This window comes from Paenibacillus camelliae (assembly GCF_023715345.1).
In the GTDB taxonomy this organism is placed as follows: Bacteria; Bacillota; Bacilli; order Paenibacillales; family Paenibacillaceae; genus Pristimantibacillus; species Pristimantibacillus camelliae.
On the sequence record NZ_JAMBNY010000010.1, the window covers coordinates 116,304 to 130,888 of the forward strand.

15 protein-coding genes are annotated in these 14,585 nt (G+C 43.0%); 3 read left to right on the forward strand and 12 right to left on the reverse strand.

The window, feature by feature from the left end; genetic code table 11:
• Positions 1-137: 137 nt before the first annotated feature.
• The 4 genes from M3180_RS15775 to M3180_RS15790 form a co-directional block, all read right to left on the reverse strand.
• Positions 138-1,082 carry a ring-cleaving dioxygenase gene (locus M3180_RS15775; RefSeq protein WP_251669327.1) on the reverse strand — a complete coding sequence of 315 codons (945 nt, stop codon included), beginning with the start codon at positions 1,080-1,082 and terminating at the stop codon, positions 138-140.
• Between the two features lie 54 nt (positions 1,083-1,136).
• Entirely contained in the window at positions 1,137-2,120 is a 984-nt protein-coding gene (locus tag M3180_RS15780; RefSeq protein ID WP_432806949.1) for a ring-cleaving dioxygenase, read from the reverse strand.
• A gap of 201 nt (positions 2,121-2,321) precedes the next feature.
• Complete coding sequence (locus M3180_RS15785; protein ID WP_251669259.1) at positions 2,322-4,046, reverse strand: ABC transporter ATP-binding protein; 1,725 nt, start codon at positions 4,044-4,046, stop codon at positions 2,322-2,324.
• Complete coding sequence (locus tag M3180_RS15790; RefSeq protein WP_251669260.1) at positions 4,039-4,779, reverse strand: MerR family transcriptional regulator; 741 nt, start codon at positions 4,777-4,779, stop codon at positions 4,039-4,041. The genes M3180_RS15785 and M3180_RS15790 overlap by 8 nt, the downstream gene beginning before the upstream one ends.
• 196 nt (positions 4,780-4,975) lie before the next feature.
• On the opposite strand from M3180_RS15790, the gene M3180_RS15795 reads away from it, so the two are divergent.
• Positions 4,976-5,305, forward strand: a complete 330-nt coding sequence (locus M3180_RS15795; protein WP_251669261.1) for an antibiotic biosynthesis monooxygenase family protein — start codon at positions 4,976-4,978, stop codon at positions 5,303-5,305.
• Positions 5,306-5,461: 156 nt separating this feature from the next.
• Here the strand turns inward: M3180_RS15795 and M3180_RS15800 are convergent, their stop codons facing one another.
• The 4 genes from M3180_RS15800 to M3180_RS15815 form a co-directional block, all read right to left on the reverse strand.
• Complete coding sequence (locus tag M3180_RS15800) at positions 5,462-6,508, reverse strand: siderophore ABC transporter substrate-binding protein (protein ID WP_251669263.1); 1,047 nt, start codon at positions 6,506-6,508, stop codon at positions 5,462-5,464.
• A gap of 270 nt (positions 6,509-6,778) precedes the next feature.
• Positions 6,779-7,546: an iron ABC transporter ATP-binding protein gene (locus M3180_RS15805; RefSeq protein ID WP_251669265.1), complete on the reverse strand. Its 768-nt coding sequence runs from the start codon at positions 7,544-7,546 to the stop codon at positions 6,779-6,781.
• Positions 7,543-8,499 carry an iron chelate uptake ABC transporter family permease subunit gene (locus tag M3180_RS15810; protein ID WP_251669267.1) on the reverse strand — a complete coding sequence of 319 codons (957 nt, stop codon included), beginning with the start codon at positions 8,497-8,499 and terminating at the stop codon, positions 7,543-7,545. Before M3180_RS15810 ends, M3180_RS15805 begins: the two co-directional genes overlap by 4 nt.
• Positions 8,486-9,442 (reverse strand): ABC transporter permease, encoded by a 957-nt coding sequence (locus tag M3180_RS15815; RefSeq protein WP_251669269.1) that lies wholly within the window; start codon positions 9,440-9,442, stop codon positions 8,486-8,488. Before M3180_RS15815 ends, M3180_RS15810 begins: the two co-directional genes overlap by 14 nt.
• A gap of 220 nt (positions 9,443-9,662) precedes the next feature.
• Here M3180_RS15815 and M3180_RS15820 point away from each other — a divergent pair, with 220 nt between their 5' ends.
• Both M3180_RS15820 and M3180_RS15825 read left to right on the forward strand, forming a co-directional pair.
• Positions 9,663-9,839, forward strand: a complete 177-nt coding sequence (locus M3180_RS15820; protein WP_251669271.1) for a hypothetical protein — start codon at positions 9,663-9,665, stop codon at positions 9,837-9,839.
• A gap of 82 nt (positions 9,840-9,921) precedes the next feature.
• Positions 9,922-10,707, forward strand: coding sequence for a glucose 1-dehydrogenase (locus M3180_RS15825; protein WP_251669273.1), 786 nt, complete (start codon positions 9,922-9,924; stop codon positions 10,705-10,707).
• A gap of 100 nt (positions 10,708-10,807) precedes the next feature.
• Here the strand turns inward: M3180_RS15825 and M3180_RS15830 are convergent, their stop codons facing one another.
• The 4 genes from M3180_RS15830 to M3180_RS15845 form a co-directional block, all read right to left on the reverse strand.
• Positions 10,808-11,578: a hypothetical protein gene (locus M3180_RS15830; RefSeq protein ID WP_251669275.1), complete on the reverse strand. Its 771-nt coding sequence runs from the start codon at positions 11,576-11,578 to the stop codon at positions 10,808-10,810.
• A 162-nt stretch (positions 11,579-11,740) separates the two neighbouring features.
• The gene (locus M3180_RS15835) at positions 11,741-12,634 is read right to left on the reverse strand and encodes an aldo/keto reductase (RefSeq protein WP_251669277.1); all 894 of its coding nucleotides are present in this window, start codon (positions 12,632-12,634) and stop codon (positions 11,741-11,743) included.
• Positions 12,635-12,827: 193 nt separating this feature from the next.
• Complete coding sequence (locus M3180_RS15840) at positions 12,828-13,769, reverse strand: ring-cleaving dioxygenase (RefSeq protein WP_251669278.1); 942 nt, start codon at positions 13,767-13,769, stop codon at positions 12,828-12,830.
• 132 nt (positions 13,770-13,901) lie between these two features.
• A complete protein-coding gene (locus M3180_RS15845) occupies positions 13,902-14,429 on the reverse strand; it encodes a YceI family protein (RefSeq protein WP_251669280.1) in 528 nt (175 codons plus the stop codon).
• Positions 14,430-14,585 lie beyond the last annotated feature (156 nt).

Below are 14,585 nucleotides of genomic sequence, written 5' to 3' on the forward strand. Positions count from 1 at the left end.
TATATCACAAAACAGGAGCTATACCATGCTAGCTCCTGTTTTCATTCGATATTTCCTGTTTAACTTTTCATCAGTATATCACACGTTCTGACTGATGCATTCTGAATCAATAGCTTATGCTCCTGTGCAGATACGTATCAATCACTCGTTAGCTCTCGCACCTCAATTGGAAGAAGCATTTGCTTTAAGCGGTCACGGTGCTGCTCGTACTGTACCGGCAGCATTAGCTTGCTGCCCATCGTCTCTGGCGATTCATCATAAGCAAATCCTGGCGGATCGGTCGCAATCTCAAACAGAATGCTGCCCGGCTCGCGGAAATAAATTGCATTGAAATAGCTGCGATCTCGCACATCTGTCACATGCAAGCCAAAGCTCGATACGAACTCCTGCCATGAGCGTTGATCTTGATCGTCCTCCGCTCTCCAAGCGATATGGTGGACGGTGCCTGGCCCCATCTTACCAAGCTGACCCTCGGTCATTTTTATATCGATGATGTTGCCGATCTGTGCAGTAGAAGCATATCTAGCATATACCCCATCCGTTCCAATTGCTTGAAGTCCAAGCACATCGGACAGTACAGTCGCTGTATGCTGCGGACGACTGGAATAGAGCACTGCACCACCGAAGCCTTTAATAGCTACATCCTTCGTAACTCCTCCGAATGTCCAGTGATTTAACGGACCTTCTTCACGCTCGACCAGCTCGAGATGCAGTCCATGAACATCGTCAAACTGCAGCAAGGTTTCGCCAAATCGCTCTGCCACGACATAAGGAATGTTAAAAGACGTTAGACGTTGCTTCCAATATTCAAGTGCGCCGACAGGAATGGCATACGTCGTAACTCCAACCTGACCATCGCCAATGACCCCAGGATGTGCGTTAGCCCATGGGAAAAACGTGATGATCGTCCCTGGACTTCCAGCTTCATCCCCAAAGTATAAATGATAGGTGCCTGGATCATCGAAGTTAACGGTTTGCTTCACTAAACGCAAGCCAAGCACACCTGCGTAAAAATCGATATTCTCCTGTGGATGCCCGACAATGGCGGTAATATGGTGTATGCCAGCAGTATGCTTCTTCATATATTTCATCTCCAATACGGTTTGAAAGCTTCTATTCACATGAAGCTTCCCCCATTATAAATATTCCTTCTCCAGCTTCAACGTACTGCGAACGGTGTCTATCGGTCGAACTAATCGTTCGATCTGCTCGCGCTGCGGCTCTAAAAACGGCGGCAAGGATAGCTTTTCACCGAGTGTCTCATAAGGCTCATCACCTAAGAAGCCTGGTCCGTCTGTTGCCCATTCGAATAAGATCCCCGGTGCAACACGCACATATAATGATTCAAAGAAGAAGCGATCGACGTGACCTGAGTTCGGGAATCCAAAATCGCTCATTCGTTTAATCCAATCATGTAGTACGCTGTTGTCCTCTACACGGAACGCAGCATGATGCACAGTCCCGAAGCCTTGTCGTCCAGGTGGTAGAACAATATTGTGTTCGACAATGACCTGGGCACCATTGCCCCCTTCGCCAGTCTCATATAGATATAACGAGCCTTCCTTCGCTACCTGACGCATCAGCAATACCTTTTCTAGCAGCTCCTGCATGTATTCAATTTTCATAACGCGTATATGAATCGGCCCAAGGCCTGTAATTGCAAATTCAAGCGGTACGGGACCGTTCTGCCACGGCGTACCAGAGGCAACGCCTTCGTTATGCTCATCGGATACAAGCATATATTGCTGATCATCAAAATCAACAAAGGACAATACTTTTTTGCCAAAAAGCTCCTCGATGCCTGTATGCTTGACCTCATATTTGTCGAAGCGTTTAACCCAGTACTCAAGTGCCGCATCGGTAGGCACGCGAAATGCTGTTTTATAAATTTCGTTCGTACCGTGTGTTCCCTTTGGAATGCCTGGAAAATCAAAAAACGTCATATCTGTACCAGCTGAGCCGGTATCATCGGTAAAGAATAAATGATAGGTCTGAATATCATCCTGATTGACCGTTTTCTTTACGAGACGCATGCCAAGCACATACGTAAAAAATTGATAATTTTTCTCTGCACTGCTTGTAATGGCAGTAACATGGTGAATACCTTTTAATGGACTAATCATTTGTTTTTCCTCCAATATTATATGTCTTAATTTTAAGATATATATCCAAAAAAAATGTTAACTCTTGCTTATTATGTTCAACTAGCGACCAATAAATAATCTTTAATTTAAGATAATTGTAGCATCTTTGTTTTCTCTCGTCAACCGTAAAGGCGCAGCAGATTATCTGCTGCGCTCAAGACTTCATATACGTACGTACTATATGGCCTCTGCCGAACGCTTCACAAGCTTCTGATAATAAGCATGACGCTCCAGCAGCTCTTGATGCGTTCCTCTTCCTGTAATCTCACCGTTTTCAAGTACAATTAATTGATCGGCATGTGTAACCGTAGATAGTCGATGCGCGATAATAATTGTCGTTCTTCCCTTCATCGCTTGCTGTAATGCTTCCTGCACATAGGCTTCTGACTCATTATCTAAGCTAGATGTGGCCTCATCCAGCAATAATATTTTGGGATCTCGTAGTAAAGCTCTCGCAATGGCAATTCTTTGACGCTGCCCTCCAGATAGCTTAATACCAGCTTCCCCAACCTGAGTGTCGAGCTGCTCCTCTAGCTTGCTTACAAATTCCCAAGCGTTTGCATTTTTCAGTGCTGCAATGATCTCTGTCTCACTGGCGCTCGCATCACCGTAAGCGACATTTTCACGTATAGTTCCGTTCGTTAGTGGGCTTTCCTGTGATACATAGCCAAACAGCCCGCGCCACTCTGTAAGCTTAATCTGATCAATCGGCTGTTCTCCGAACATAATACTGCCTCCTGCCCGTTCATAAAAGCGCTCAAGCAAGGAAAAGATCGTCGTCTTCCCGCCGCCGCTCGTACCAACAAGCGCCGTCGTTTTGCCGTAAGGGATATGAAGGGACAGCTGATCGAAGATTTCCTTCTCATCATATCGAAAGTTAACTTGATCAAATACGATATCTCCTTGCTTCGACTTCAGGCCTTCACTTCCAGACGACTCAACTGGCTGCTCCAGCATCTCGTGCAGACGCTCTGTCGCTCCTAAAGCTTTCTGGAAGGAGGTGAAAAAGGTCGCCATCTGCGTGAATGGAACGACAATCTGAACGAGATAGAACATAATAGCGACAAGTGCACCCGCTGTTACAGCACCAGACGCTACCTGTGCTCCGCCGTAACCAAAGATCATAATAAGGACCAGCATAATAACGAGTGTCATAACCGGAGACAGAATGGATAATATTTTCGCTTCCTTTAGCCCGAAACGGTACAAATTATGAATTTGCTGCTGTCCCTTTTTATTTTCTGTTTCCTCAGCTTGGTAGGCCTTTACAAGACGAATATTGGTAAGCACACGTCCAAGATTAGCTGTGAAGTTTGCCATCTCATCCTGATTAGCAAGAGAAATTTTATTCATCTTCTGCCCAAGCGGCAGCAGCACAATAATCGATAAAGGTACGGCCACTAGCATAAGAAGTGTCATTCTCCAATCAATCCATAGCAGAATAGCTACAGAGCCAACAACGGAAAGCATACCTGTAAAAAATGATATAAAGTGCTGGGTAATCAGTTCCTTAATTACATTGGTGTCTTGTGTAATGCGGCTCATCGTTTCGCCTGACTCATGCTGATCAAAATAAGTAATACGCAAACGCAGCACATGTGACCATACTCGCTGTCTGATCGCTGCTACGATCTTACCACCAATCGCCGACATCATGTAAAAGGCAACACCTGATATCGCCGTCTGTACGATCAGCGCAAGTCCCACGAAAATCAGCGACAGCCACGACATGCCCTGCTCTGCAAATGAATTGACGACGTTCATCGTCAGTAAAGGCACCGCTAGTCCAAGCCCTGTTTCTATAATGCCTAGCAGCACGGCGATGATGATCATCCATGTTGGAGGATTGGCCTCCTTCATAAGCCTCAGCAGCTTACTCGGTTGAAATGCAGCCTTACTCATCGTTATTCCCTCCTAGTATGGACTTCTTCATAATTCGTTCAAGCCACTGCTCTTCTTCCTTCGTAAATGGCATATGAAAAAGCGATTCGTCAATTTCTGTTCCTTCATCAATCTGCTTTGTCGCTTCAATAATACGAGTCAGCAAATGCTCGGGTACAATGGAGAGCATCTCTTCAACGATAAGGAGAACCTCTTCATCCGGCAGCTGCATGCGATATGCCTCCTTCAGCTTCAACGTCGTTTCCATATGATGCTTCGTGTAATCTATAATGTTTTCCTTATACAATTGCTCTAGCTCATCTACCAAATCTTCAGGCAGAAGCGTCTTGAAGTAGGTATGCTGCTCATCGCTATGAATTAAATCATGTATGATCGATAAGAAGACGTCCGTATGAATCTCTTCCTGGTTCTCTGACAGTGTAATCGCATTCTCAAGAGTAGCAATCGTCTTTTCGATTTGTGCCTTTTTAATAAGCATCTCCTGCTTCTGCCTTACGAGCGATTTATGAAGATTAAGATCACTCGTAGCCAGCATGCTCTGTATATCCTCCAGCGGGTACCCTAAAAATTTAAAGGTCAATATTTTCTGTAAGGTGACCATATTGTCATCCTCATAATATCTTCGCCCAGATGGCGATACATAAGTAGGCTTAAGCAGCCCTTTCTCGTCGTAATAGCGCAATGTTCTAATTGTAACTCCGGTCTTTTTGGAAAATTGTCCTATCGTAAGCATTGTTTTCCCTCCCTCACGCTTCATTATAAATGCTGACGTAACGGTAGAATCAAGCGCTATCTTTATAATTCGTTCTTCATATCTTTCGCCAAGCATTTACGCATATAGCTCGTTTAAGGTATACTATTGTTATTGGGATTGATTCTCATTATTATTTAACGGAAATACACTATTCCTATACTTAAGGAGGAGCAATATGTTTATACAGCTTCGCAAATGGATTGTAACTGAAGGGAATGCAGATAAAATACTAGAGCGATTCAAAAGAAAGCCTGAGGATGGACCTTCACTGATCGAGCAGCGTGAAGGCTTCATTGGTCGAGAGCTTCTAGTGAAGAAAACTCGTCGCGGTGACGAAGAGGTCATTATGCTTGTTCGTTGGGAGTCTGAGGAAGCGTGGAAGGCTTGGGAAAAAAGCCCCGAGCATATCGCTGGACACCGTGCAAAGTTGAAAGAAGGCGGCAAGCCTGCTCAGCCAGATTATGTAATCAGCATGGAGCACGGCGCGTACTACGTCGTAGAATAGCTCGTCAACAATTCAAGCTATTCCCTGCATCACGAATGAAGCGCAAAGCGTACTATGTCTGTCCGCTTTGCGCTTTATTGTTTATCAAGCTCTCCTGCATAATAAAAAGCCGCAAGGCATCTGGAGCTTCCAGATGCCTCACGGCTTTATTACATATTACTTCAATTCAGCAAGCACTTCTTCGATTTTAGCTAGCTCAGACTGCAAGCCACCGCCGCTTAGGTACCAAAGCGGTCCATCTAGATATACAATACGGCCATTTTCATAAGCTGTTGTTTTCTTAATAATGTTGTTTTCCATATCCGCTTGGATGTTGGATTCTCCACCCGTTGCAGCTGTACGGTCGATAACGAACAATACTTCAGGGTTGAACTCTAGAATTGCTTCAAAGCCAAAGTCAGAGCCATGAGATGAAGACTGAATGTCTTCCGTCACTGGCTTAAAGCCATAGATGTCATAAATATATCCAAAGCGAGAATTTTGTGCGAAGCCAGACAATTTACCTTCGTTATACATCGTTACAAGAGATGTTTCAAAGTTGCCAGCTAGTGCATTAATTTCTTCAAGCGCACTATCAAATTTAGCTAGGTAATCATCAGCTTCAGCTTTTTTATCGAACATTGTAGCTGCTACATCTACAGATGCTAGGAATGTATTCCAATAATCATCCTGCGTTGCACCTACAAAAATAACTGGAGCGATTTCTTTCAGCTCTTCATAATACGTAGATTGACGACCAGAGATAAAAATTACATCTGGAGCAAGCTCAGCGATATCTTCAAGCAATGGTGCTTTTAATGTACCTACGCTTGTATACTCATCACTTGCAAACTCTTGTAGATGTGCTGGCAAAGTAGAATCCTTAGGAAGTCCAACAACACCTTCAACACCTAGTTCATTTAATGTATCTAAGAAACCATAGTCAAATACTACAAGTTTTTCTGGCATTGTTTCAAACGTTACATCCTCATAATTAATCGTGCCTTTTGCTTCGTCTTCAGTAGATGCTACTGTAGAAGAAACCGTTAGAGGATAAGCTGAATTGCCTTGCTCATCTGCAGCTGGTTGTTCTGAAGTAACTGGTTGCTCTTCAGTCGTATTACCACCTGTCGTTTTGTTTGCTTCATTCCCCTTTTCAGTTCCACATCCAACAAGTAAAACTGAAATTGCCAAGATGGCACTTGCTAATTTCCACATTTTCATTTTATATCTCTCTCCTTATATATGTTCTATGTACCCCTACAAAAATGATAATCATTATCACTGACAACGATTCTCATTATAGATGCATTTGTCAGCATCGTCAAGTATATTTTGTAAAATTTATTTGTATCGTCATATTCTTTTCTGAAATGTTAACAATCATTCATCTATAGCTAACTAAAACTAACTAGTAACAAGCTTACTATTACAAAAGCCCCTTGCAGGTTAGATCGCTCTAATCTACAAGGGGCTATATCATTACATGAATCATTACGTATGAGAATTAAAATATATACAAATCCGGCAACCGTTCTGCTCCTGAATCGGAATATCCATGTCGTAAATGTCACGCAAAGCATCGGAGTTAATAATTTCGTGTGTTGGTCCGTCTTTTACGAGCTTGCCATCCTTCAGCGCTACAATACGATCAGAGTATACCGATGCAAAGTTAATATCGTGTAAAACGATAATAACCGTTTTGCCAAGCTCATCAACGAGTCTGCGCAAAATCTTCATAATTTGAACCGAATGCTTCATATCTAAATTATTGAGTGGCTCATCAAGCAGAATATACTCAGTATCCTGAGCAATAACCATCGCAATGAACGCACGCTGCTTCTGTCCGCCTGACAGCTCATCAATAAATTTATGCTGCATATCGCCAAGGTTCATATATTCAATCGCAGTATCCACGAATTTCTCATCTTCGGAATTCAGATGCCCTTTGGAATATGGATAGCGTCCAAAGGAAACCAGCTCGCGTACCGTCAAGCGAACACTAATATGGTTCGTTTGCTTTAGGATCGATACACGCTTTGCAAATTCACTAGATTTCCACTTCCTAACGCTGTTCTGGTCCAATAGTACTTCACCAGAATCTGCTTCTAGCAGCCGACTTACCATAGATAGCAGAGTGGATTTGCCGGCGCCGTTCGGCCCGATGAACGATGTAATCGTTTTAGGCTCAATCGTAATCGACACGTCCTCTACAACAGGCTTCTTGCCGAATCGTTTCGTTAAATCTTTGATTTGAATCATCCTGCTGCCCTACTTTCCTTCAGTAATAGATAAATAAAGTAAATGCCGCCAATAAAGTTAATGATGACACTTAATGTCGTTCGTAGCTCGAAGATATGCTCGACCAAAAACTGACCGCCAACGATCGCGATAATGCTAATTAGACTTGCCCCAAGAATAAGAACCGAGTGCTTATAGGTCGTTAAATATTGATAGGCTAAATTAGCTACGATCAGCCCTAGAAACGTAATTGGTCCAACTAGTGCTGTGGAAGTTGCAATTAAAACCGATGACAGAATAAGCACATTCATAACCATTCGATCATAATTGATACCAAGGTTCATCGCATTCTCACGACCAAGTGACATGACATCAAGCTTGCCCATCATACGATAGCCGTAAATAAACGCGACGACTAATATAGCGAGGGCGATATATAACAGATCCTTCTTCACATTAACAAAATTCGCGAATAGTCGGTTTTGTAGGCTGAGATATTCAACTGGATCAATAATGACCTGCAGAAATGTGACGAGACTGCCTAATAGTGTACCGAGAATCATCCCAATGAGCAGTAGCAAATAGATCGGGTGCTTATCTGCTCGGAATAGAAATCGGTACAGTATGAGTGCAAATAACACCATCGCAATGATCGCTGCCCCAAAGTTAAGATACTTGTTCAATACCCATACCGACATCGAGCCAGCAAAAAAGTAAATTAACGTTTGGACGACGGTATACATGGAATCCAGTCCCATAACCGATGGAGTCAGAATTCGATTGTGAGTAATCGTCTGGAATACGACCGTTGAATAAGCGATGGCGATACCTGTAAGTACCATAGCAGCTACGCGTACCATACGACGTGGAAATGCGTAATCAAAGCCGCCCTTTATATCATAAAAACCATAAAATAAGATGCAAATGATTGCTAGCACGCCAAGAGCAATAAGCTTTGTACTATTTTTTCGCATAGGCTCTCCCCCTAAATAGCATAAATAAGAAGATCGCACTACCGATAACTGCAACGGTCACATTAACTGGAATTTCGTAAGGATGAACAATGACACGCCCTAAAATATCACAAAGCAATAAAAATGCGACACCTAAAGCAGCAGTATGTGGAATCGTCTTGCGCAAGTTATCTCCCAAATATAATGACACGATATTGGGTACAATTAAACCTAAAAATGGGATTACCCCGACAGTAAGGACGACAGTTGTTGAAATAATGGCAACAAGTACGAGCCCTAGATTCAATACAAGCTTATAGCTCAGTCCTAGATTTTTCGCGAAGTCCTCGCCCATGCCTGCAACCGTAAACTTATTAGCATACAGGTAGGCAAGTATAACCGCTGGAATGCTGATGTACAGCAGCTCGTAGCGTCCTGATATCACTAGCGTAAAGCTGCCCATTAGCCAGGATGAGATATTTTGAATCAAATCATTTTCATAGGCGAAAAATGTCGTAACTGATGAAAGGATATTACCATACATAATTCCGATTAGCGGAACAAAGATGACATCCTTGAATTTAATGCGATCAAGAATTTGCATAAAGACTAACGTTCCGACTAAGGCAAATAGAAAGCTAAATATAATTTGCTGCGTATACGTTACATTCGTGATAAACAGCATCGAAATTAATATCCCGAGCTTTGCTGCATCTAATGTACCAGCTGTCGTTGGTGAAACGAATTTGTTACGGCTTAAAGATTGCATGATCAATCCCGCAATACTCATGCCTGCGCCCGCCAATATAATCGCCATTAAGCGTGGAACCCGACTAATGAGAAAGATTTCAATTTTATCTGTGTTCCCATTAAACAGATCACTCAATCTAATATCGATTGCACCAATAAATAGCGATATACATGACAAGACCACAATGGCAATCATTAACATCCAAAGTCTCATACGTCATCCTCATCATGTATTTATTATTTCAGTATGAAAATTGAAAACGATTATCATTCTGAGTGTACGATTTCAATTATAGTAAAAACAGGCCTTAAAATCAATGACTAGCTTGTTACGATGCAATGCCATCCTTTGGATTTGCTTTATATGCGTACATATTTTTGAGATTAGTTAACCATGCTAAGTCATAGGTCTAAGGAAAGGAGCGCAACGTAACATGAGTGATAGAAACTATATTCATAATGATCATGAACGCACAGACAATAATGGCCAGCGAAAAAACAAGGTACATGGCGGGGAATTCCGCAATGGACGTTTAAGCCAAATCAAGAATAACAATCCGCAAGGCGAAGACGTGCCGAATGAATTTATTAGCCATCGAGATCACGAATAGCATGATAAAGCTCGGCTGCAATGCAGCAGTCGAGTTCAATTATAATTAAAAGCTAAATAAAAACTAAGGAGCGATACATACGATGAGTCATCGTTTTGAGGGTAAGGTTGTATTAATTACTGGCGGGGGATCTGGACTTGGTCAAGCCTCTGCTGTGCAGTTAGCTAAGGAGGGAGCGAAGCTTACCTTAGTCGACCTCAGTCAGGAGGGTTTAGAGGCTTCCAAGAAATTAATCGAGCAGGCTGCACCGCAGGCTGAAGTACTGTTAATTACCGCAGATGTTTCTAATGAACAAGCGGTTCAAGACTTTGTTAATCAGACGGTTCAGAAATTCGGTCGTATTGATGGCTTTTTCAACAATGCAGGCATTGAAGGCAAGCAAAATCTAACCGAGGATTATGGCATTGAAGAGTTCCGTAAAGTTGTCAATATTAATCTAAACGGTGTTTTTTACGGGCTAAAATACGTGCTTGAAGTGATGAAAAAGCAAGGCTCCGGTGCGATTGTAAATACGGCTTCTGTAGGAGGCATCCGTGGAGTGGGCAATCAATCTGGCTATGCAGCAAGTAAGCACGGCGTAGTAGGCTTAACTCGCAACTCGGGCATTGAGTATGGGGAGTTTGGAATAACTGTCAATGCCATTGCGCCAGGGGCAATTATGACGCCAATGGTGGAAAATTCATTAAAGCAAATAGATCCCGTGAACTGGGAAGAAGCAGGTAAGCAGTTTGTTTCAAGCAATCCGATGAAGCGCTTTGGTAAACCAGTGGAAGTAGCTAATCTCGTTGCCTTTCTATTATCGGATCAAGCTTCCTTTATTAATGCGACAGTTATTCCTATCGATGGTGGTCAATCGTATAAATACTAAGATTGCCTCTTCAATATGGCTCCGAGATATCGAGCACAAAAAAGTCGACTGCAGCAATGCAGTCGACTTTTTATGCGAGCTAATTTAGTCCCTCATGCCTTTAAGGAATGAGATGGTATATCTCTATCTTTTCAATTATGCCATCCTTCACTTCCAGCTCCATAAAGTTGTATTCCATCGGGTCCTGAACAATATACGCTCCATTATTCTCCTTACTTCTGCCATCATTACTTAGAACAAGCTCTGGATATGCGATAAGCGCCTCATCTAACGAGCTGCCGACCTCAATGCCTTTAGTGGTGGGATAACCACTTGCTGTTAATGAGATGGACATTATCCAAAACTGCTCACGGTTTTGCTTAGGCGAGAACAGCTCGAGCTGTAGACCTTCATATATAATCGTCTTCTGCAATGATCCTGTTAGTGTGTCGCCCTTTACTTCCTGTACATTTGTTGACATCGGCGCACCAAATATCGACTCGAGATCAACTTCATCGTCCAATGCTTTAAGTGGAATGACATGGTCCTCATAAACGATGGCATATTGATGTTCAAGCGGCACCAATTCGCCCTGAGTGGCAGGTGATGGATTTGGCTGATCATTCGTCAGCCCATCATGCTCGCTATCAGTATGATCGTCGGTTGAGTCAACACTCCCACCAATGTTCTGGTCTATGCCCTCAACTGCGATTTGGTCATTGCCCTCACCATTGATCTGTTCATTGCCTGCTCCATCCACTTGCTCCTCATGCTTATTAGATTGGTTTTGTGCCACGTTTCCAGCCGTGTCATTGCCTTTACCAGCGCATGCAGAGCAAGCCATTAGTATGACGAGCATTGATAGGATTGCTATCCAGCTTTTCATGCTCATATCACTCACACTTCCTATCGTTAGATTGTATTGCTTACCTAACGATAGGACGTCACCATATGTTGCTGTTCATAAGCTGTTTTATTCATTTTTTTCGCCTATTAGCATCACTCTAGTTTAGAGATGATGCGCTTCTGCTTGATAGCTTATCGTTTAACTACCTTAGCGATGAGCTGTGTATACATTCGCTTTGCTAATGGCGCGAATGCGGTCAATCTGCTCGCTAGTCAATGCTGGCATATCGGCAGCTGCTATATTCTGCTTTAGCTGCTCCAGCGTTCTAGCCCCAGGAATCGCAACGGCAACTGCTGGATGACTAAGTGAGTATCGAATCGCAAGCTGCGTTAAATTCGGATCAATGTTTTGCAGCTGGCTGCGCAGCTCACGAAGCTCCTCCAGCTCATAGCCTAACACACCTTTTACTGGCTCACGACCAGTTGCTAAAGCACCACTTGCTAACGGCCCGCGTGCAATGACACTAATTTCGGATTTTTGTAGCAGTGGAAGTACCTCCTCCTCTGCTCTACGATCCACGATGCTGTACTGGTTCATGACACTCGCGATAGAGGAACGAGCTACATATTCTCGTATTACATTCGGACGAATGGAGGAAATTCCATATGCTCGAATCACACCTTCTTGCTTGAGCTGCTCGAACGCTTCAATCGCTTCCTCTATGTTATCCTCGATCATTCCGCCATGCAGCTGGTAGAGATCAATATAGTCTGTGCCGAGACGCTGCAAGCTTTGCTTCACTGCACGTAATATGTATTCCTTAGAGGCATCCCACACCCATCCGTCTTGCCCTGGAATGCGTCGATTCCCAACCTTCGTAGCTAGAATCACTTGATCACGCTTGCCTGCAATAGCTTTTCCAACAAGCTCTTCATTACGACCCGCATCATATAAGTCAGCCGTATCAATAAAGTTGACGCCAAGCTCAATTGCTTCATGAATGATACGCGTAGCAGGCGCTTCCTCTGTGCCTAATGACATGCAGCCTAATCCAATCTCGCTCACCATAAGCTCTGAGCGACCTAATTGATTTTTCTTCATACGATCCCCCTCCTGTTCTCCTTTCATTATAACCAACTTATGAATACGAATCACGCCAATCATACCGATTCAGCATGTGGAACGAATCGACTTGTACGATATAAAAAGCGGCTAATCGGACATAACCGACTAGCCGCTTTCTATGAACTTTTATTATGGTCTTTACGATACTTTACAATGGACTTACGATGAATTATTCAATTGGCGTAAGCATCGCTTCAATCTCCGCACGTCTACCTTCCAAAAATGGCGGTAGATCAAGCCTTTGACCTAGCTCCTCTATCGATGTATCTACCGTTAAGCCCGGACCATCCGTTGCTAGCTCGAATACAATTCCATTATGCTCTCGGAAGTACAAGCTTTCAAAATAATATCGATCGGTAATTTTCATGACGTGAAAGCCATGCTCATTAATGCGATCATACCATTGACGCAGCTGCTCGCCATTCTTCACTCGTATCGCCAGATGATGAACGCTGCCTCTCCCAGCTCTCTCCTTCGGCCCTTGCTGCTCGACGATAACAATTTCACCGTATGCTTTTCCTTCTACGGACTGGTAAAGTAGTCCTTGCTCTGTTTCTCCTGCCAAAGCGTAACCGAAGATATGCTCTAACGTATGAGCTAAGCTAGCCGCTGATTCGACCGTCATCTCCACAGCACCCATCCCTAATATTTGGTGCTCCTTAGGAACCGTTGAACCCTCCCATGCCGTCCAGTAATCCGGCACTTCATCGCCACTCACATGCAGCAGCACCAGTCTAAGTCCATCCACATCCTCAACATGCAGTGCAGCACGACCGATATAGGTTGTCAGCTCACCATGGGACACACCATACTTGGAAAATCGCTCTCTCCAATAATGAAGACTTTCCACCGAAGGAACGAATAATCCGATACGCGTAATGGCGTTCGTGCCACGATGTGTTCTGCCGACTGATGGAAGCTCAAAAAACGTTAGCTCTGTCCCTGGACTTCCCGTCATATCACCATAAAATAAGTGATACATGCTAGGATCGTCTTGGTTGACTGTCTTTTTCACTCGCCGCATGCCTAATATTTCATTATAGAAACGATGATTTTGCTGTGCATTTTTTGTAATCATCGAAATGTGATGATGTCCAGCAATTTGAAGCATGCTCATAACCTCCATAAATTATCTTAATATTAAGATAATCACCCAAAAATAATGTCACTTTATTATATACGATTACAGCATGCTGCCCGCTCCAACTATAGAGCAGGCAGCATGCCGATAACCTTTGTATTATTATGCCGCTGGATTGATTTCCAATTCAACTTTAATTTTAATATCCTTACCTACGAGCACACCGCCAGTTTCAAGCGCTGCGTTCCAAGTCAAACCAAACTCTTCACGGTTCAGCTTAGCCTCTGCTTCAAAGCCGTATACTTCAACGCCCCAAGGATTTTTACCTTTGCCACCGTATTCCACTTCAAACGTAATGGATTTCGTTACGCCTTTAATTGTCAAATCGCCAGTTACTTCATAGTCGTCGCCGTCTTTCGTAATGCTTGTTGACTTGAAGTCAATCGTAGGATTGTTCTCTACATCAAAAAAATCAGCGGATTTCAAATGATTATCGCGATCCTCACTGCTTGTATCGATGCTTGCTACATCGAATGAAAAGGCAATCGTTGCTGTCGTTAGATCAGCAAGATCTGCTGCCTCAATATCTGCAGAATATGCATTGAACTTTCCTCTCACCTTAGAAACCATCATATGCTTCACTTCAAAACCTACAGATGAATGCGATTGATCTACTACCCATTTAGCCATTATAAATTCCTCCAATTCGTTATTATCTCTAAATTGAGATATGTGTTTGAAAAAAAATCATCTAGCTCTTCTTGCTCTGATGAAGTAATTAATCTTAAATTTAAGATAAATTTATCATAGATCGAATACACTGTCTACTGTATTTTAAGAATTATT